An 18,311-nucleotide genomic window follows, 5' to 3' on the forward strand; every position below is an offset into this window, starting at 1 on the left:
CGCAATAGCGCAAGGGCCTCTTGCACAAAGATGCTACCCGAGGAAGGACCGAGGTGTCGGCTCCAGAGCCCACCATGAGCGAAGCGGGCGCGCCGGTAGGCGGTCTGCTGGTGCTCGTCGACCCGGTCGCCCGCCGTCTTGACGGCGAGTCCGTGCGGATCGCGAAAGATGTGTTGTCAGCGGGCGCGGCGGCGAAGATCTGCCTCCCGGATTCGCAGGAGGAGTTTGCGCGGGCGCTCGCCCGCCGGGGTCATCGGCAGCCGGTGATCGTGGGCGACGACCGGGCGCTGGTGCGCACCGTGGCGCTGCTGCACCGGGAGCGGGGGCTGGCTGAAAGCGCTCTGGCGCTGGTTCCGGTGGGGCCGGTGGGGTCCCTGGCGCTGGCGAGGTCCCTGGGCGTGCCCGAGTCCGCCGTGGCGGCGGCCCGGGCGGTGCTCGACGGGTCGGTGCGGGTGTGCGACCTGCTGGTCGACGACAGCGACGGGGTGGTGCTGGGCGAGCTGCGGATCCCGCCGCTGCGGGGGCCGGAGCGGGGGGTCCCGCGGCCGGCCGGGCCGTCGGTGTGGAGCGCGTACCGCTCGCTGGTGCGCACGCTGGTCCGCCCGGTGGCGGCGGCGGGCGGGGCGGGCGGCGGGCACCACCGGCTGCGGGTGGAGGCCGACGGGGCCGTGCTGGCCGATGTGGACCAGCCCGTGGCGGACGTCTCGGTGCGCACGCGGGGCGACGGGGAACCGGCGGAGGTGTCGGTGCGGACGGGCGGCGGTTTCGGCGGCTCGACGGTGACGGCCCGGGCGAAGACGGTGACGGTGTCGGGGGCGGACTTCCGCTACCGCGCCGACGGCGCGATGACCGGCCCGGTCCGCCGCCGTACGTGGACGCTGCGCCCCGGGGCATGGACGCTGACCCTGCCCCGCTGACGCAGGCCGCGGCCGTGACCGGGGCCGGTGACGGTGACGGTCACGGGGCCGTGGCCGGTGCCGCGATCGGGGCCGGTGAGGGGTACGGGCCCGCCGGGGCTGAGGCGGTGCGGGAGGCGCTGGGCGACTGGCGGCGGGACGCGCTGCTGCTGTGCCTGCTGCCGGTGTTCTGCTGGCCCGCGGTGGTCGCGGCGGTGCTCACGCGCCCGGTGATGCTGGTGGTACTGCTGGGCCCGGTGGTGCTCGGGGTGCGTGAGCTGCGCGCGGTCCGGCGGGTCCGCCGCGTACTGCGGGACCCGGCGGTGCGCTGGGTCGCGTACGAGGCCGCAGTGGTCCGTCCGCGGTGGCGGCCGCCGGTGGTGGTGCTGGGGGAGGGGCGGCACACGCTGACCCTGGGGGTGCTGGGCCGGCGGGCGTTGCCGCCGCGGCCGTGGCCCCGTAGGGAGCCCGCCCCGGCGGTGCGGGCGGTGCGGCTGGCGGGGGATCCGGCACGGGGCGGGGTGCTGTGGATCCCGGACGCCCGCCGGCTCGGCCTCGCCCGGCCCCGTCGAGGCCACTCGCAGAGGCGGCTGCTCTAGTGCTGTGACCGGAAAGGTTCACCGGGGCACGGCACTAGCCGAGGTCAAGCGTCGCCCGGTGGGCACGCCAGCGGTCCATCAGGCCCAGCATCTCGCCCTGCATGAACTCGAAGAACGCGGCCGTCTCCGCGACCCGCGCCCCGGCCGGCGAGTGCGCGCCGAGGCCGGCCGCGCCCTCGCGCAGGGTCTTCCCCCACTGGGTCAGGACCTGGTCGCGCCGGGTGAAGGTCTCGTACCAGAGCTCGTTGTGCAGGACGTAACGGTCCCGCCGCGAGCCAGGCTCGCGTTCGCGGCTGACCATGTGGACCTGCGTCAGGTAGGACACCGCCCCCGAGACCGCCGCCGGGCTGATCCGGAGCGCCTCGCCCAGCTCCGCCGAGGTCATCGCGCCCCCGTCGCTGGCCAGCAGCTGTGCGAAGACGCGTGCGGCCATCCGCTGCATTCCGGCGTCGGTCAGCTGCGCGGCGAACCGCTCCACGAACCGGGAGACCGCTCCCTCGTCGCGCCGGGAGGCCGCGTCCGCGGGCCCGTCCCCATCCGTCTTCAGCATGTCGTTCACCACCCTCCTGACTTTACGCGATTCGCGAGATTCTCAAGCTTCACAAATTTGTGAAACCGCCGTAGGTTCGGAGCCATGACGAAGGCAATCAGCGTCGTCGGCCTCCACAAGGCCTTCGGCCGCACCCGCGCGCTGGACGGACTCGACCTCTCGGTCACCGCCGGCGAGGTCCACGGCTTCCTCGGCCCCAACGGCGCCGGCAAGTCCACGGCCATCCGGATCCTGCTCGGCCTGCTGCGCGCCGACTCCGGTGTCGCCGAACTCCTCGGCGGCGACCCGTGGGCCGACGCCGTCCCACTCCACCGCCGCGTCGCGTACGTCCCCGGAGACGTCACCCTGTGGCGCAACCTCTCCGGCGGCGAGGTCATCGACCTGTACGGACGGCTGCGCGGCGGCTTCGACCGGGCGCGGCGCGCCGAGCTCATCGAGCGGTTCGAGCTGGACCCCGCCAAGAAGGGGCGTACGTATTCCAAGGGCAACCGGCAGAAGGTCGCCCTCGTCGCCGCCTTCGCCTCCGACGCCGAACTGCTCATCCTCGACGAACCCACCTCCGGCCTCGACCCGCTGATGGAGGGCGTCTTCCAGAGCTGCGTCGCCGAGGCCCGCGCAGCCGGGCGCACCGTCCTGCTCAGCTCGCACATCCTCAGCGAGGTCGAGTCGCTCTGCGACCGCGTCAGCATCATCCGCCGGGGCCGCACCGTGGAGACCGGCACCCTCGCCGAACTCCGCCACCTCACCCGTACGTCGATCAGCGCCGAGCTCGCCGGTCCGCCGAACGGCATGGCCCACCTGCCGGGCGTGCACGACGTGGAGGTGCGGGGGCTGAAGGTCCGGCTCCAGGCCGACACCGACAAGCTGGACGCCGTCCTGCGGTCCCTCGCCGCGTCGGGGGTGCGCTCGCTGATCGCGACCCCGCCCACCCTCGAAGAACTCTTCCTGCGCCACTACACCGACGAGGCCGACGCCGACGCCACCGACAACAGCGACAGCGACAGCGAGGCGAGCGTGCGATGAAGCGACCACCGACCGGCCTCGCGGGCACCGGCGCGCTGCTCCGGCTGGCCCTGCGCCGCGACCGGGTGATGATGCCGGTCTGGATCCTGGTCACGGCGCTCGTGGTGGTGAGCATGCCCGGCGCGCTCGGCAGCGTGTACGCCACCGCCGCCGAACGCGCCCTGGCCGCCGCCTCGATGAACGCCAACAGCTCCGTGCGCGCGCTGTACGGCCCGGTCTTCAGCGACTCCCTCGGAGGCCTCACCGCCTGGCGCGCCGGAGTCTTCGGTGCGGTCCTCGCGGCTGTCATGAGCCTGATTATCGTGGTCCGGCACACCCGCGAGGAGGAGGAGACGGGACGTCAGGAGCTGCTCTCCGCCGCGATGGTGGGCCGCCGTGCCCCGCTCACCGCAGCCCTGCTCGCCGCCCTCGTGGCCAACACCTGCCTCGGCCTGCTCGTCGTCGGCGGACTCGCCGGGCAGGGGGCGCCGGGCGCGGCCGCGCTCGCGCTGGCCCTCGCCGGTACCGGCATGCTCTTCGCCGGCGCGGCCGCCGTCGCCGCCCAGCTGACCGAGAGCGCCCGGACCGCCAAGGGGCTCACGGCCGCGCTGCTCGGCGTGGCCTTCGTCCTGAAGGCCGCCGGCGACGCCGGTACGGCCGGCGGCAGGTCCGCCCTGACCTGGGTCTCCCCGCTCGGCTGGGTGGAGAACGTACGGGCCTTCGCCGACGAGCGCTGGTGGGTGCTCCTGCTGCTCGCCGCCGCCGTCACCGCGCAGGTGGGCGCCGGGTACCTGCTGGCCGGGCGCCGTGACCTGGGGATGAGCTTTCTTCCGTCCCGTCCGGGGCCGGCCGAGGGGCGGCTGGGCACGGCGGGCGCGCTGGCCTGGCGGCTGCAGCGCGGCACCCTGGCGGGCTGGAGTGCCGGCTTCCTGACGGCCGGTGCGGTCTTCGGCGGGATGGCGGACGGCACCGCCGACCTGGTCGGCGGCAACGACAGGGCGCGCGAGATCATCGAGCGGATGGGCGGGCAGGGCGGGCTCACCGACGCCTTCCTCGCCACGATGGCCGGCCTGTTCGGCATGGTCGCCGCCCTGTACGCCGTATCGGCGGTCCTGCGCCTGAGCGCCGAGGAGTCGGGACAGCGGGCCGAACCGCTGCTCGCGAACGCGGTCGGCCGGCTCCGCTGGGCCGGCGGCCACCTGGCGGTGGCCTACGGCGGGTCGGCGCTGATGCTCCTGCTGGCGGGGCTGGGCCTGGGCATCGGGCACGGCGGCGAGGTGGGTGCGACGGTCGCGGCGACCCTCGCCCAGCTGCCCGCGGTGTGGGTGATCGGGGCCCTGGCGGCGCTGCTCCACGGTGCGGTCCCCGCGTACGCGGCGGCCGCATGGGCGGTGGCCGGGAGCGCCCTGACCCTGGGCTGGCTCGGCCCGGCGCTGAACCTCCCGCAGGCCGCCCTGGACCTCTCGCCCTTCGCACACCTGCCCAGGCTCCCGGGGACGGAGTCCGTGTCATGGGCCCCGCTGCTGGCCCTGACCGCCCTGGCGGCGGCCCTGACGGCGGCCGGTCTCGCCGCCCTGCGCCGCCGCGACATCACTGCCTGAGTCCCGAACGCTCAGAACTCCACGAGCAGGCGTTCCAGCCCGCGGATGACGTACCCGTCCTGCCACCGCGGCTCCTCGACGAGCCGCATCGGCGGGACGCCGTCCGCCAGCAGCGCCCCGAACGAGGCCTCCAGTTCCCGCCGCGCCAGCGGCGCCCCCAGGCAGTAGTGGATCCCGGCCCCGAAGGTCAGGTGGGGATTGTCGGCCCGTTCCAGGTCCAGGGTGTCGGGGTCCTCGAAGCGTGCGGGATCCCGGTTGGCGGATCCGAAGAGCAGCGCGACCTCGGCCCCGCGGGGGATGTCGGTGTCGCCGACCCGGATGTCGTCGAGCACCCAGCGTTCGAACATCTGGAGCGGAGTGTCGTACCGCATGAGTTCATCCACAGCTGTGGACAACTTTTCGGGATCGTGGCCGGCGCGGAGCGCGGCGAGCCGCTCGGGGTTGCGGAACAGCGCCCACCACCCGTTGACCGTGGTGTTGACGGTGGCCTCGTGCCCGGCGTTCAGCAGCAGGACACAGGTGGAGATCATCTCCTGTTCGCTGAGCCGCCCCTCGTCGTCATGGGCGGCGATCAGCCCGGAGATCAGATCCTCGCCGGGGCGCGCCCGCCGCTCCGCGATCAGCTCCCGCAGGTACGCGCTGAACTCGACGCTCGCCCGCACGGCGCGCCGCGCCGTCTCCTCGTCCGGCCGGAGCTCGAACATCCCGCAGATGTCCGCCGACCAGGGCCGCAGCAGCCCCCGGTCCCCCTCCGGCACCCCAAGCAACTCCGCGATCACCGCCACCGGCAGCGGCTCGGCGACGGTCGTGAGCAGGTCCCCGCCCCCGTCCGCGAGCAGCCGCCCCACCAGTTCCCCGGCCATCCGTTGCACGGCCGGCACCAGCCGCTCCACCGTCCGTGGGGTGAAAGCCTTCGCCACCAGTCTGCGCACCCGCGCGTGCGCGGGATCCTCCAGGTCCAGCAGGCCGTTGCCGTTGAGCACGTGGAAGGGCTCGTGCTCCGGCGGCGGCGCCTGCCGCCCGAACTCCTCGTGCGTGAACCGGTGGAGGTAGGTCCGCCCCAGCCGCCGGTCCCGCAGCAGCGCGCTTACATCGGCGTAGTGCGGCACGAGCCACTGCCCGGTGGCCTCCCACCAGATGGCCCGCCCCCGCTCCCTCAACTCCCGGTAGGCCGGGTACGGATCGGCGACGAACGCGGCATCCCACGGATCAAAGCCCATCCCCGCAGACTAGTGCTGTGGCCGGGGTGTCCGGCGGATCAGGCCGGTGTCACCAGGCGGGTCTCATAGGCGAACACCGCCGCCTGCGTCCGGTCGCGCAGGCCCAGCTTCACCAGGATCCGGCTCACATGGGTCTTGATCGTGGACTCCGCGACGATCAGCCGGTCGGCTATCTCGGCGTTGGACAGCCCTTGTGCGATCAGGATCAGCACCTCCGTCTCCCGCTCCGTCAGCTCGCCCACCCCCTCCGGATCCGCGAGCTTGCGCGCCTCGGAGATCTTCGAGAACTCCGCGATCAGCCGCTTGGTCACCGAGGGCGCCAGCAGCGCCTCGCCGGCGGCCACCACCCGCACCCCGTCCGCCAGCTGACGGGCCGACGCGTCCTTCAGCAGGAACCCGGACGCGCCCGCCCGCAGTGCCTGGTACACGTACTCGTCGAGGTCGAAGGTCGTCAGGACCAGCACCTTCGCGTCCGTGTCCGCGGCGACGATCTCCCGTGTCGCCTCCAGGCCGTTCATCTGCGGCATCCGGATGTCCATCAGCACCACGTCCGGCCGCAGCACGGCCACCTGCGCGATGGCCTCCCGGCCGTCGACCGCCTCGCCGACCACCTCGATGCCGTCCATGGCGTTCAGCAGAACGGAGAACCCCTCGCGGACCATCATCTGGTCGTCGACGATCAGCACTCTGATCGTCATACCGTCCCCTCCCGGGGCTCGGGCACCGGCTCGGGACGGTTGGGGACCGGAATGAACACCGCGACCTCGTACCCGCCCGACTCCGTCCGCGCGGCCGTCATCTCCCCCTCCAGCATGGCCACCCGCTCCCGCATCCCGGTGATCCCGTGGCCGGCCCCGGCGGAGGGCGGCGCGTCCCCGGTCGGCGCCTCGTTGACGACGCGTATCCCCAGGCCGCCCAGCACATACGAGACCTCCACCCCGGCCGCCGCGCCCGGCGCGTGCCGCAGGGTGTTGCTCAGGGCCTCCTGGATGATCCGGAACGCCGACAGCTCCACGCCCTGCGGCAGCTCCCGCACCGCACCCGTGACCGTCTTCTCCACGCTCAGCCCGGCCTCGCGCACATTGGCGATCAGCCCGTCCAGCGAGGCCAGCGTCGGCTGCGGGGCCTCCGGCGCCTCGTAGTCCGCGGAACGCACCACACCCAGCACCCGCCGCAGCTCCGTCAGGGCCGCCACCGCGTTCTCCCGGATGGTGGCGAACGCCGCCTCCAGCTCCGGCGGCGGGTTCTTCACCCGGTACGGAGCGGCCTCCGCCTGGATCGCCACCACCGACATGTGGTGCGCCACCACGTCGTGCAGCTCCCGCGCGATCGTGGTCCGCTCCTCCAGCAGCGTCCGCTTGTCCCGCTCGACGGCCGTGACCTCCTGCTGCGCGCTCACCTCCGCCTTCGCGTGCCGGCGTATCTGGAAACTGCCGGCGACCACCAGGGCGAAGGCCGAGGTCACCGCCATCTCCGGCGCGTTCGACCCCCACTCGCCGTTGAAGACCACGGAGAGCGCGGCGCCCAGCGCGACGGTCAGCGCCCACATCCAGGCCGCCACCCGGGGGCCGGTCCGCAGCGTGACGAGGACCATGACCACGATGTAGGAGAAGAAGGCACCAGGTGTCCAGGGCCAGCTCCCGCTCCCGCCCAGGGTGGCCAGGACCACCGTCATCGCAACGGCCGCCCACCACGCCCCGATCGGCCGCACCAGCGTCATCACGACGGGAACCGCGGCTGTCAGCCCCATGACGAGCTGCCCCAGATCACCGAGATAGCTCGACTGCCCCTCCATCGTGAAGAGCACGGCGATGAAGGCCAGCAGCCCCACCGCCACGTGCCGCCGCCACGGCGCGTACTGGCGTATCGCCCCGGGGAGCCGTCGCGCGAAGCGCCCCGGGCCCCCCGCCAGGGGCAGCGGCCGGTAGACGAAGGCATCGGTGAGGAGGTCCTGGCGCAGGGTCGCGATCACCTCCGATGCCAGTCGGAATTCAGGCGTCCGGGCTGTCCCCCCGGTGGTCGTCTCGGTCATACGCACCACCGTAGGTCTGTACCGCCTTCGTCCGCGTCGCCGCCGATGGGGATTTCCCCGGGTCCCTCTCAAGTACTACACGGGCCTGTCAGTAGCCCGTCGGACGGACCAGACCGGTCTCGTACGCGAACACCGCCGCCTGCGTCCGGTCCCGCAGACCGAGCTTCACCAGGATCCGGCTCACATGCGTCTTCACCGTCTGCTCGGCCAGGACCAGGTGCTCGGAGATCTCCGCGTTCGACAGGCCCTGCGCGATGAGCGACAGCACCTCGGTCTCCCGCTCGGTCAGCGCGTCGATCCGGGCCCGCGACGGCGCGCGCGGCGCCCCCAGCCGGGAGAACTCCGTGATCAGCCGCTTGGTGATGTTCGGTGAGAGCAGCGCCTCACCCGCGGCCACCACCCGCACCGCCTCGGCGAGCTGATCGGCGGAAGCGTCCTTCAGCAGGAACCCGGAAGCCCCGGCCCGCAGCGCCTCGTACACGTACTCGTCGAGGTCGAAGGTGGTCAGCACCAGCACCTTCACCGCGGCGCCGGGGACGCGGGTGATCACGGACGTGGCCTCGATGCCGCCCATGCCCGGCATGCGGATGTCCATCAGCACCACGTCCGGGGCCAGCTCGGCGACCTTCGCGACGGCGTCCGCCCCGTCCACCGCCTGCCCCACGACCTCTATGTCGGGCTGGGCGTTGAGCAGCACGGTGAAGCCCTGCCGCACCATCATCTGGTCGTCGGCGATCATGACCTTGATCGGGGTGCTCATGGGGCCTTCTTCGTCTCGTGGCCGGTACCGGCGGCCGGGTTCTGCGGATCCATCGGAAGCACGGCGCTGACCTCGTACCCGCCGTCGGGACGTGGGCCCGCGGCCAGTTCACCACCCAGCATGCCCGCCCGCTCCCGCATCCCCAGCAGCCCGTGCCCCGCTCCCTGCGACGGCGAGGCCGGCCGCGTCGGCGCACTGTTGGCGATGCACAGGTGCAGCTCGCGCGGTCCGTAGGCGACGCCCACCTCCACCCGCGAACCGGGCGCATGGCGAAGACAGTTGCTCAGCGCCTCCTGCACGATCCGGTACGCGGTGAGCTCCACGCCGGGGGCCAGCGGGCGGCGGATGCCCGCGACCTCGGTGGTGACGTCCAGCCCCACCCCCCGCACGTTGTCCACGAGGCCGTCCAGCTCGGCGAGGGTCGGCTGCGGATGCTGCGGATGCTGCGGGGCCGCGGGATCACCGGGCTGCTCCGAGCGCAGCACCCCCAGCACCCGGCGCAGCTCCGTGAGGGCCTCCAGCGCGTTCTCCCGGATGCCCGCCAGGTTCTCCCTGAGCTCCTCCGACGGGTTCTCCACGAGGTGCGGGGCGACCTGCGCCTGGATGGAGATCACCGACATGTGGTGCGCGACGACGTCGTGCAGCTCGCGGGCGATGCGGCTGCGCTCCTCCAGCAGGGTGCGCCGGGCTCGTTCCTCCGCGGTGAGGGTCTCCTGCTCGACCAGCTCGCCACGGGCCAGCCGCAGGGCGCGCAGCGCGTACCCGAGGAGCCCGACGAAGCCGAAGAGGACGGAGGCCGCCGGTGAGGAGATCTGGCTTCCGTCCGGATGGAAGGTCAGCTCGGCCGCGCCGGTGAGGGCGACGGAGATGCCGACGGCCCATATGGTCACCCGCGGCGGCACCCGGAGGGCGACCAGCAGCAGTACGGGAGCCAACGCGAACATCCCGCCCGGCGTCCAGGGCCAGGACTGGCCCCGCCCGACGTTGTCGTGGATCATCCAGGCGGACCAGCCCGCGGCGAGCAGTCCCAGCCACCAGGCCGCGATCGGACGGAACATCGCCAGCCAGATGGACAGCGCCGTCAGCAGCGCGACGGCCAGCGGCGGTCCGCCCTTGATGTGGTAGTGGTCCATGAGCTGCTCGGTGGTGAGGAACCCGAAGAACACTGCCGCATACCCGACGAACACGTGCGGCAGCCGGGCCAGCCATTTGGGCCGTCCCAATCCGGGAAGGGGATCGCGCCGCATGGTGAACAGTTCCAGGGCCAACGCCATGCGCGGTCCCACGCCTTGAGTGGGCACGGCGGGCTTCGGCTCGGCCGGGGACAGGCGCTGCTCCTTCACGTCGGTCAGCCTAGGCATGGGTGATCTCCTTGGCGGAAGGCCCCGGGACACGGCGGGCGCCGGTGACCGCGCCCGCCCGGGAACGGTCCTGTTCGTGTATGCGGAACGCCGCCCAGCAGAGCCCCAGCCCGGCCGCGAACACCGGCAGCCACAGCACCCGGACCGCTATCCAGCCCACCGAGTCGGGCGCGGTGTGCAGCCCGGGCAGGCGGGCCGGAAGCAGCAGCCCGACGGCGGTGACGGCCATCATGGCGGTCTGGTGCCACAGGAAGATCGTCATGGCGGAGCGGTTCACCCACGCCACTCTCGCCCAGGCGGCGGGCCTGCGCATGAGCCGGGCCAGTCGGTCGCGGGCCAGCAGGGCCAGCCCGCACTGGGCCAGTCCGAACGCGACCACGGCAAGGGTCGGCGGGTCCAGGTTCGAGACGGCCGACCCCGGCACGCCCACCATGGACGCCGGATACCCGCCCCACAGCACCAGCGCGCCGGCGGCCGCAGCGGCCGCCGCGACGAGGAGCAGGAGCCGGCCGCGCCGGGCGAGGGCCCCGCGCGACCACGCGGCGCCCAGCGTGAAGGGGACCAGCCAGCCCGCGGCCACGTTGACCCAGCCGATCCACTCGGGCCCGCCCGGCCCGAAGCGCCACAGGTCGACGCCCGCCACCGCGGCGGCCGGCCACAGCGGGTGGAGCCGGGCCACGAGCGGAGTCGCGGCGGTGAGCGCGGCGAACACCAGCAGGAACCACAGCGGCGACAGGACCAGCCGGACCAGCGTCCGTACGGTGTCGAACTCCGCCCCGCCGAGGAGCATCCCGCCCGCCACGACCGTCCAGAGGACGAGCACCGCGGCGACCGGCCGGAACAGCCGGCCCAGCCGATGCCCGACCCAGGCCCCGTACGAGACGCCCCGCCCGCGCGCCGAGGCGTACCCACGGGCGGCGACACGGCCGCCGACCAGGAAGAAGACGGCCAGCGTCTGGAACACCCAGGACACCGGGGCCAGCCAGGGCATGTGCAGCAGCGGGCTGGTGCCGCGCAGGCCGCCGTCGGCGGCGGTCAGGGAGGTGACCAGCCAGTGGCCGAGGACGACCCCGAGAATCGCCAGGGCCCGGAGCGCGTCCACGGCCCGGTCCCGGCCGGGCGGCGTGGCCGCCTCGGTATCCGCCGCCAGAGCGGACCAGCGCGCGCGGAGCTCACGCACGGCCGGCCTCTTCGACGGGAGCAGTGCCGAGGACGATGGCTGCCAGGGCGTCGAGGGACCGGGTGCCCGGCTTGAGGTAGTCGCTGTGCCCGCCGGCTCCGGCGTCGAAGGCCCGCGCACCGAAGGCGGGGTCGACGGGGTCGGTGCCGAAACCCAGCCCGCCGAGCCGGACGTGCGGCACGCCGGCTATCCAGTCGGCACCGCCGCGGCCGGCCCAGGTCCGGGCCGTGGTGGGCAGCTCCCGGGCGGACCCGGCCCCCGTGCCGGGGCTGCCAAACAGGACCATGTCTTTGACGGCCGGGCCCGTCGCGGTCCGCGCGCAGACCACGGAACCGTAGGAGTGGCAGAGCAGCGAGAGCCGGGCGCCGGGCGCCGCCATGCCCGCCAACCGGTCGAGGAACGGCCCCAGTTCGGCCGCGGCGTCGTCGGCCCGGCCGGCGGTGAGCACGGTCGTGCTGACCGTGCCCGGGGTGTCGTACCCGAGCCAGGCGACCACGGCGGAGCGCGGCTGCCCCGCCTGGAGGCGCTGCTGGAGGGCGACCGCCCCGGACCGGAACCTCTCGTACGTGTCGAGGGTGGTGTCGGAGCCGGGCACCAGGACGGCGACCCGCTCGGCGGTCCCCAGGTCACCGAACACCTCCACGGCCCGGCCCCTGCCGCGGCCGTCGAAGGCGAGGAACTGCGCCGTGCCGGCCGCCGCCATGGCCCGCAGCCGGTCGGCCCGTCCGACGCGGTCGGCGTCCTCGGCCATACGGACCGCCTCGGCGAGGTTGGCCCGATGAGCGGCATACCGGCTCTTGGGCGAGGCGTCCTCGGCGAACACGGCGGGCGCCGGGGCCGGCGCCTGCGCGGAGGCGGCGGCGGATACCGGGACGACCACGGCGGCCGCGACCAGCGAGGCCAGCAGCGTACGACGCAGTCGCCCCCCACGGACCCCCGCCCGCCGGGAGCCGAACGCGGCTGCACCCGCGCCGACTTCCCCCGCCCCCGCCAACCCTGCCGCCGCCCCCGCCAACCCTGCCGCCGCCGTCGTCGCCTTCCGTGCCGTGCCCGCGGTCCCGGCGGTGCCCGCCGTCCGTACCGCCGCCCCCGTCGCCATGGTGTGTCCCTTCGGTGTCCCGGAAGAGCCGTCAGCGCCCTTCTCCGCTACCGAAGTTAGAAATCCCCACCCCTCGTCGGCGTCCCGCCACGGAGCCGTGTCCGTACGTAGCTCTTAGGTATGACAGCAGATACTCCAGAGCCACGGCGTACCCGGCGGCGCGCCCCGACGAGCAGCCGACATCCAGCATCACAAGACCACGTGGAGCACGGCGATGACCGAGGAAGACTGGCATCACGACCGCATCGGCAGCGCACACCGCGGGACGAACCCGACCGTCCTGCGCCGCCTCGACGCCGGCTTCGCGGTCATCGGGGACCGGCAGTTCCTCCCCGGCTATTCGGTCCTGCTGACCGACGACCCGGCCGCGACCCGGCTCTCGGACCTGCCCCGGACCCGCAGGGCCGCGTACCTCTCGGACACGGAACGCCTGGCCGAGGCCGTCGAGCGGGCCTGTGCGCGGCTCGATCCGGCCTTCCGCCGGGTGAACATCGAGATCCTCGGCAACACCGACCCGTACCTCCACGCCCACATCTGGCCCCGCTACGACTGGGAGCCGGCCGACCGCGTCCGGCGACCCGTGTGGCTGTACGACGAAGAGCAGTGCTGGCGCGGCGAGCGGCACGCGCTGGCTCCGCGCCACGACGCCCTGCGGGCGGCGATCGGCGAGGAACTCGACCGGCTCGGGGCAGCCGGTCCGTCGGCCTGACCGGCGGCGGCCTGTCCACCGCGGCCCGGCCACGGTCAGACACCCCAGGTCAGCAGGTCCGACAGCGATCCCGGCGACCGGCCGCAGTCCGTCGCCGCGGTTCAGTCTGCCGCCATGGGTTCCACGTATCCCGCCCGCCAGCGCGGGGCAGGGTCCTGGCCGGGGCTCGTCCAGTACTCTCTCGCCCCCACGATCTCCCCGTCGCGCACCGTCCACAGGGAGACGGCCCGGTAGACGACGTGGTCCTGGGGTATCTCGACCTCGGTGACGACGTCGTCCCCGTCGGCCAGGATCCGCAGCACTCTCACGGGCTTCTCGTCCGAGTAGCCGTCGTCCCTGTTCACCGCGATGAAGTTGGCGCGCCCGACGATGCGCTCACCGCTCACGGGCCACTCGATGACGGCGTCCTCGGCGATGAGCCCGGCCACGCCGTCCCAGTCACGTGCCTCGATCCGCTCCCACAGTCGTGCCACAACCCTCAACGGCTCCATGTGCCGCAGTGTCCGACAGCGCCTTCGTGCGCAACAAGCTTTGCCTGCAGGCTTATTGCCCTCGACACAAACGGGTCCGGGTCACTGCCTGCGGTAGTCGAGCGGGGGACTGTCGCTGCCCGCGAGCTCTCTGCGCAGGGTGTCGCCGGGCAGCAGCAGGAGGCGGCTCCGGCCGCCCGCCGCGCAGGTCGGCGGGGCGCCGGAGGTGACGGTGGAGGCATCCAGCTCCACGGGGTCGTGGGCGCTGCGCAAGGACGCGGTCCAGGCACAGTCGAATCCGGGGTCCTGGACGGACAGCGCCATCACCGGCTCGCCGACTCCGCCGCGCGTGAGGGTGAGCCGCCAGGTCTGGCTGCCGCGTACGGCCTGCCAGGTGCCGACGTAGGCCTCGGGCAGGCTGCCGGACACCGGGGCCACGGAAGCCACCGGGGCCGGCGCGGCACCCAGGGCCGAAGCGGAAGCCGAAGCGGAGCCCACACCCGACGTCGAGCCCGTCCCGGACGCCGATCCGGACGCCGACCCGGACCCCGACTCCGGCCCCGCACCCGCGATCGAGCCCGCGCCGGTCGTCGCCGGCGCACTGGGGGCCGTGACGGGCGGTCGCGGATCGTCGGCCCCGCTCATCACCGCGTACACCGTGCCGGCCGAGAGGCCCGCGACGACCGCGGCGACGACGAGGAGCAGGGCGGTGGACGCTGTCCAGGGCCTGGCCGGAGGTTCCGGTTCCAGCGGCGGGCACGCGGAGTAGGAGGGCGGCAGCGGAGGCGGCGTCGGCACCGCGCGGTCCGGCCCGGCGTCCTCGCGGTCCAGCAGCTGTACGGCGTGCCTCCCGAGCCGGGCCACCAGCGGGGCCGGCAACCAGGGCTCCAGGGCTCTCCCGTCGGCCACGGTGTCGTCGGCGCCGACCCGGGCCAGTACCTCGGCGGGTCCGGGCCGCACGCCGGGATCCCGGTGCAGACAGTCCCGTACGAGGTCCAGCAGTTCGCCCGGTACGCCGGCCAGGTCGGGTTCCGTTTCGGTGCTGCGCAGCAGGAGCGCCGCCAGGCCGCCGGGCTGCGCCGCGTCACTGAGCTGCTCCGCGTCACCGAAGGGAAGGCGCCCGGTGGCTGCGTACGCCAGGACCGCCCCGAGGCAGAAGACGTCGCAGGCGGCGGTCACCGGCTCGCCGCGGATCTGCTCGGGAGCCATGAACCCGGGGGAGCCGATGATCTCGCCGGCCCGGGTCAGGCCCGCGTCGTACCCGGCGGGCGCGCGGGCGATTCCGAAGTCGATGACGCGCGGGCCGTCCAGGGTGATCAGGACGTTCGAGGGCTTCAGATCGCGGTGGACGATCCCGGCGCGGTGGATGTCCAGGAGGGCGTGCGCGAGGCCCGCGGCCAGGATCGGTAACGAACGGCCCGGCAGCGGGCCCATGTCGTGGGCGACGACGCGGCGCAGGCTCGGTCCGGCGACGTAGCCGGTGGCGAACCAGGGGGTCGCGGCCTCGGTGTCGGCGTCGAGGACCGGGGCGGTCCATTCGCCGCCGACCCGGCGGGCCGCCGCGACCTCCTGGCGGAAGCGGATGCGGAACTCCTCGTGCGCGGCGAGCTCGTGGTGGACCAGCTTGACCGCGACGGTGCGGCCGCGGTCGGAGCGGGCGAGGTAGACCTGGCCCATGCCGCCGGCGCCGAGCCGGGACAGCAGGCGGTAGGGGCCGATGCGGTGCGGGTCGTACGGCTGCAGTTGTTCCATGGCCGGGTGGTCCTCCCCCTGCTGGCCGAACAGCTCCGCCGGGAAAGACGGCCGGGGGCGCCCGCCGGTTGCCTCCGGTCACCCTCGCGGGGGCCCGAATCCTTGCGCGAACCGGAACGCGGGCCCGGAAAGGGTGGCGACCCGCAGACCCCTGATCGACGCGTCGGATCGGCGGCTCAGGCAGGATCACCCGAACCGGAGGGATCTGCCGGACCAGCCGCATCGGCCGGATCGTGCGCCGCGGGCAGGGTGTCCAGTGCCGCGGCGAGGCGCTCCAGGACACCCACCGTCTCCGCGAAGGCCGCGTCGCCCAGCTCCGCCGCGAGGCGGGCGGCCATGGCCGAGTGGCCCGGGCCGATCCGGTCCACGGCCGCGCGGCCCTCCTCCGTCGGTCGCAGCAGCTTCGCCCGCCGGTGGGCGGGGTTCGGCGCGTACTCCGCGAGGCCCTTGGCGACGAGCAGGTCCGCGATGCGCTGGACGCTCTGCCGGGTGATCCCCATGTTCCGGGCGATCCCCGCGACGGGCAGGGGCTCCCGCAGCACCGCTCCCAGCACCTGCCACCACGCGGCGGTCAGTCCGGCCGGCCGCGCCAGCTCCTCGGAGAGGGAGAGGAATTGGCCGTTCAGCCGGAACACCCCGAGTGCGGTGCGGCTCAGCAGGTCCTGCCGAGCCCGGGCGGACCCGGTGGGCGACGGCTCAAGCGTCGGCGACGGCTCACGTATCGGCGACGGCGAAGGCTCAAGCATCGCCCGCCTCCGACGCCGCCATCAGGACCGGGTAGGCGTTCTCGTCCGAGTGGTGGAAGAGCCCGTACCAGGCGTCCAGGACGTCCGGCTTGTAGACGTCCAGGCGGGCGAAGACCTCGCGGGCGAAGGCGACCGGCTCCGTCGGGCCCGCCGTGATCAGGTTCCCGTCGGTCACCGCGTCGACCTCGACGTAGTGCTCGGCGCCCTCGTAGCCGGGCTGTTCGGCCAGATAGAGGGACATCGCGCTGGTGTGGGTGCGCTCGTCCAGCAGGCCTTCGCGGGCGAGGCCCGCGGTGGCCCCGCAGATCGCGGCGACCGGCACACCGGCGTCCAGGAACTCCCGCGCCTTCGCCGCGAAGGGCGCCAGCTCGTCACCCGCGTCCCACAGGGCGGCCCCGGTGAGGATCAGCAGCGAGGAGTCCTCCGGTCGCAGTTCCGCCAGGGCCAGGTCAGGCTGGATCCGGACGCCGCCCATGGTGGTGACCGGGGCTTCGGCCGCGAAGCCGACCGTCTGCACGGCGTGGCCGCGTTGGGTGAGGTGCGCGGTGGTGTGGCCGGTCTCCCAGTCCGCGTACGTGTCGTAGACCGCGAGGTGGACGGGCTTGTGTGCGGTCTCGCTCATGGTGGTTCGCCTCCAGCGTCGGGTGGTGCCAGGTGCCTGCGGTGCTCTTAGTGCCTTGTGGCGCTTGCGGTGCTCGTGGTGTCTGTGTTGCCTGCGGTGGGTGTCGCACGGGCCGTCCCTACCGGCCTTCCACGAAAAGCGCCTATGACAAGAGACTGTCATAACGACAGGATGCTGTCAATGCTTCCTCGGGTGATCGGGTGGCGCAGACAGACTGCCGAGACCTGCCCGCCACCCCCATACAGTCCGCCGATATCCCTCCCCACCTGCGCACTTCTAGCGTGACGCCATGACCCCTCATGCCACCCCGCACACCCTTGCCGCCGTGAAGGACGCAGATCGGAAGCACGTCTTCCATTCCTGGTCCGCCCAGGCCCTGATCGACCCGCTCGCCGTCGCGGGGGCCGAGGGCTCCTACTTCTGGGACTACGAGGGCAAGCGCTACCTCGACTTCTCCTCCCAGCTGGTCAACACCAACATCGGCCACCAGCACCCCAAGGTCGTCGCCGCGATCCAGGAGCAGGCCGCCCGGCTCTGCACCCTCGCGCCGGGCTTCGCCGTCGATGTGCGCTCCGAGGCCGCACGCCTCATCGCCGAGCGCACCCCCGGCGACCTCGACAAGATCTTCTTCACCAACGGCGGCGCCGAGGCCGTCGAGAACGCCGTCCGCATGGCCCGTCTGCACACGGGCCGCGCCAAGGTGCTCTCCACCTACCGCTCGTACCACGGGGCCACCGCCGCCGCGATCAACCTGACCGGCGACCCGCGCCGCTGGCCGTCCGACACGGCCGCCGCCGGCGTCGTGCATTTCTGGGGCCCGTACCTCTACCGTTCCGCCTTCCATGCGACCACCGAGGCCGAGGAGTGCGAGCGCGCCCTCGCCCACCTCGCCGACACCATCGCCTTCGAGGGCCCGCAGTCGATCGCGGCGATCATCCTCGAGACCGTGCCCGGAACCGCGGGCATCATGGTCCCGCCGGCCGGCTACCTCGCGGGCGTCCGCGAGCTCTGCGACCGCTACGGCATCGTCTTCATCCTCGACGAGGTCATGGCCGGCTTCGGCCGGACTGGTACGTGGTTCGCCGCCGAACACTGGGGCGTCACCCCCGACCTGATCACCTTCGCCAAGGGCGTCAACAGCGGCTACGTGCCGCTCGGCGGCGTGGCCATCTCGGCCGCCATCGCCGAGACCTTCGCGACCCGCCCCTACCCGGGCGGACTGACGTACTCCGGCCACCCGCTGGCCTGCGCCGCCGCCGTCGCGACGATCAACGCGATGGAGGAGGAGGGCGTCGTCGGGCACGCCGCCCACCTCGGCGAGAACGTGCTCGGCCCGGCGCTCGCGGAGCTCGCGGAGCGCCACCCCTCGGTCGGCGAGGTCCGCGGCCTCGGCGCCTTCTGGGCCCTGGAACTCGTACGGGACAAGGAGACGCGCGAGCCGCTCGTGCCGTACAACGCGGCCGGCGCGGACAACGCCCCGATGGCCGAGTTCGCGGCGGCCTGCAAGGCGTCCGGCCTGTGGCCCTTCGTCAATATGAACCGGACTCACGTCGTCCCCGCGTGCACCATCACGGAGGCGGAGGCGAAGGAGGGGCTGGCCCTGCTGGACGAGGCGCTGACGGTCGCCGACCGCCACACCACGGCCTGAACGCGGCTCTCGTCCGCATAACGGTCCTGACCTCCACATAACGATCACAAACCGCTCGGTTTCA

General features: G+C 73.5%; 18 protein-coding genes. 6 read left to right on the forward strand and 12 right to left on the reverse strand.

The annotated features are described in order from the left end of the window. Positions 1 to 74 precede the first annotated feature (74 nt). Positions 75 to 917, forward strand: a complete 843-nt coding sequence (locus AAT21_RS17565) for a diacylglycerol kinase family protein (RefSeq protein WP_046778426.1) — start codon at positions 75 to 77, stop codon at positions 915 to 917. Beyond that, the gene (locus tag AAT21_RS17570) at positions 893 to 1,495 is read left to right on the forward strand and encodes a hypothetical protein (protein ID WP_046777801.1); all 603 of its coding nucleotides are present in this window, start codon (positions 893 to 895) and stop codon (positions 1,493 to 1,495) included. The genes AAT21_RS17565 and AAT21_RS17570 overlap by 25 nt, the downstream gene beginning before the upstream one ends. Before the next feature lie 34 nt (positions 1,496 to 1,529). Here AAT21_RS17570 and AAT21_RS17575 read toward each other — a convergent pair whose 3' ends face one another. Further along, positions 1,530 to 2,045, reverse strand: a complete 516-nt coding sequence (locus AAT21_RS17575; RefSeq protein ID WP_046778427.1) for a GbsR/MarR family transcriptional regulator — start codon at positions 2,043 to 2,045, stop codon at positions 1,530 to 1,532. A gap of 84 nt (positions 2,046 to 2,129) precedes the next feature. Between AAT21_RS17575 and AAT21_RS17580 the strand changes: the two genes are divergently transcribed. Continuing rightward, positions 2,130 to 3,068 carry an ABC transporter ATP-binding protein gene (locus tag AAT21_RS17580; RefSeq protein ID WP_046777802.1) on the forward strand — a complete coding sequence of 313 codons (939 nt, stop codon included), beginning with the start codon at positions 2,130 to 2,132 and terminating at the stop codon, positions 3,066 to 3,068. Further along, positions 3,065 to 4,648, forward strand: a complete 1,584-nt coding sequence (locus tag AAT21_RS17585) for an ABC transporter permease (RefSeq protein ID WP_046777803.1) — start codon at positions 3,065 to 3,067, stop codon at positions 4,646 to 4,648. Before AAT21_RS17580 ends, AAT21_RS17585 begins: the two co-directional genes overlap by 4 nt. An 11-nt stretch (positions 4,649 to 4,659) precedes the next feature. Here AAT21_RS17585 and AAT21_RS17590 read toward each other — a convergent pair whose 3' ends face one another. From AAT21_RS17590 to AAT21_RS17620, 7 genes are all read right to left on the reverse strand, one after another. Beyond that, on the reverse strand, positions 4,660 to 5,868 hold the full coding sequence (locus AAT21_RS17590; RefSeq protein WP_046777804.1) for a cytochrome P450: 1,209 nt from the start codon (positions 5,866 to 5,868) through the stop codon (positions 4,660 to 4,662). Positions 5,869 to 5,906: 38 nt separating this feature from the next. Further along, positions 5,907 to 6,566 carry a response regulator gene (locus tag AAT21_RS17595; protein ID WP_046777805.1) on the reverse strand — a complete coding sequence of 220 codons (660 nt, stop codon included), beginning with the start codon at positions 6,564 to 6,566 and terminating at the stop codon, positions 5,907 to 5,909. Continuing rightward, positions 6,563 to 7,900 carry a sensor histidine kinase gene (locus AAT21_RS17600; RefSeq protein ID WP_046777806.1) on the reverse strand — a complete coding sequence of 446 codons (1,338 nt, stop codon included), beginning with the start codon at positions 7,898 to 7,900 and terminating at the stop codon, positions 6,563 to 6,565. Before AAT21_RS17600 ends, AAT21_RS17595 begins: the two co-directional genes overlap by 4 nt. 88 nt (positions 7,901 to 7,988) lie before the next feature. Continuing rightward, on the reverse strand, positions 7,989 to 8,660 hold the full coding sequence (locus AAT21_RS17605) for a response regulator (RefSeq protein WP_046777807.1): 672 nt from the start codon (positions 8,658 to 8,660) through the stop codon (positions 7,989 to 7,991). Continuing rightward, the gene (locus AAT21_RS17610; protein WP_046777808.1) at positions 8,657 to 10,021 is read right to left on the reverse strand and encodes a sensor histidine kinase; all 1,365 of its coding nucleotides are present in this window, start codon (positions 10,019 to 10,021) and stop codon (positions 8,657 to 8,659) included. The genes AAT21_RS17605 and AAT21_RS17610 overlap by 4 nt, the downstream gene beginning before the upstream one ends. Further along, the gene (locus tag AAT21_RS17615; protein ID WP_046777809.1) at positions 10,014 to 11,201 is read right to left on the reverse strand and encodes an acyltransferase family protein; all 1,188 of its coding nucleotides are present in this window, start codon (positions 11,199 to 11,201) and stop codon (positions 10,014 to 10,016) included. The genes AAT21_RS17610 and AAT21_RS17615 overlap by 8 nt, the downstream gene beginning before the upstream one ends. Then, positions 11,194 to 12,300 carry an alpha/beta hydrolase gene (locus AAT21_RS17620; RefSeq protein ID WP_079025766.1) on the reverse strand — a complete coding sequence of 369 codons (1,107 nt, stop codon included), beginning with the start codon at positions 12,298 to 12,300 and terminating at the stop codon, positions 11,194 to 11,196. The genes AAT21_RS17615 and AAT21_RS17620 overlap by 8 nt, the downstream gene beginning before the upstream one ends. Before the next feature lie 214 nt (positions 12,301 to 12,514). On the opposite strand from AAT21_RS17620, the gene AAT21_RS17625 reads away from it, so the two are divergent. Then, complete coding sequence (locus AAT21_RS17625; RefSeq protein ID WP_046777810.1) at positions 12,515 to 13,009, forward strand: HIT family protein; 495 nt, start codon at positions 12,515 to 12,517, stop codon at positions 13,007 to 13,009. Between the two features lie 101 nt (positions 13,010 to 13,110). Here AAT21_RS17625 and AAT21_RS17630 read toward each other — a convergent pair whose 3' ends face one another. The 4 genes from AAT21_RS17630 to AAT21_RS17645 all read right to left on the reverse strand — a co-directional run bounded on the left by AAT21_RS17630 (position 13,111) and on the right by AAT21_RS17645 (position 16,599). After that, positions 13,111 to 13,500 carry a nuclear transport factor 2 family protein gene (locus AAT21_RS17630; protein ID WP_046777811.1) on the reverse strand — a complete coding sequence of 130 codons (390 nt, stop codon included), beginning with the start codon at positions 13,498 to 13,500 and terminating at the stop codon, positions 13,111 to 13,113. Between the two features lie 81 nt (positions 13,501 to 13,581). Next, positions 13,582 to 15,231, reverse strand: a complete 1,650-nt coding sequence (locus AAT21_RS17635; RefSeq protein ID WP_046777812.1) for a serine/threonine-protein kinase — start codon at positions 15,229 to 15,231, stop codon at positions 13,582 to 13,584. A 176-nt stretch (positions 15,232 to 15,407) separates the two neighbouring features. Continuing rightward, on the reverse strand, positions 15,408 to 15,977 hold the full coding sequence (locus AAT21_RS17640) for a MarR family winged helix-turn-helix transcriptional regulator (RefSeq protein ID WP_079025767.1): 570 nt from the start codon (positions 15,975 to 15,977) through the stop codon (positions 15,408 to 15,410). Next, a complete protein-coding gene (locus AAT21_RS17645) occupies positions 15,970 to 16,599 on the reverse strand; it encodes a DJ-1/PfpI family protein (RefSeq protein WP_046777813.1) in 630 nt (209 codons plus the stop codon). Before AAT21_RS17645 ends, AAT21_RS17640 begins: the two co-directional genes overlap by 8 nt. 289 nt (positions 16,600 to 16,888) lie before the next feature. Between AAT21_RS17645 and AAT21_RS17650 the strand changes: the two genes are divergently transcribed. Then, complete coding sequence (locus tag AAT21_RS17650) at positions 16,889 to 18,247, forward strand: aspartate aminotransferase family protein (protein ID WP_046777814.1); 1,359 nt, start codon at positions 16,889 to 16,891, stop codon at positions 18,245 to 18,247. The last annotated feature ends 64 nt before the right edge of the window (positions 18,248 to 18,311 follow it).

It is taken from the genome of Streptomyces yangpuensis, assembly GCF_001005295.1.
GTDB classification, from domain to species: Bacteria; Actinomycetota; Actinomycetes; order Streptomycetales; family Streptomycetaceae; genus Streptomyces; species Streptomyces yangpuensis.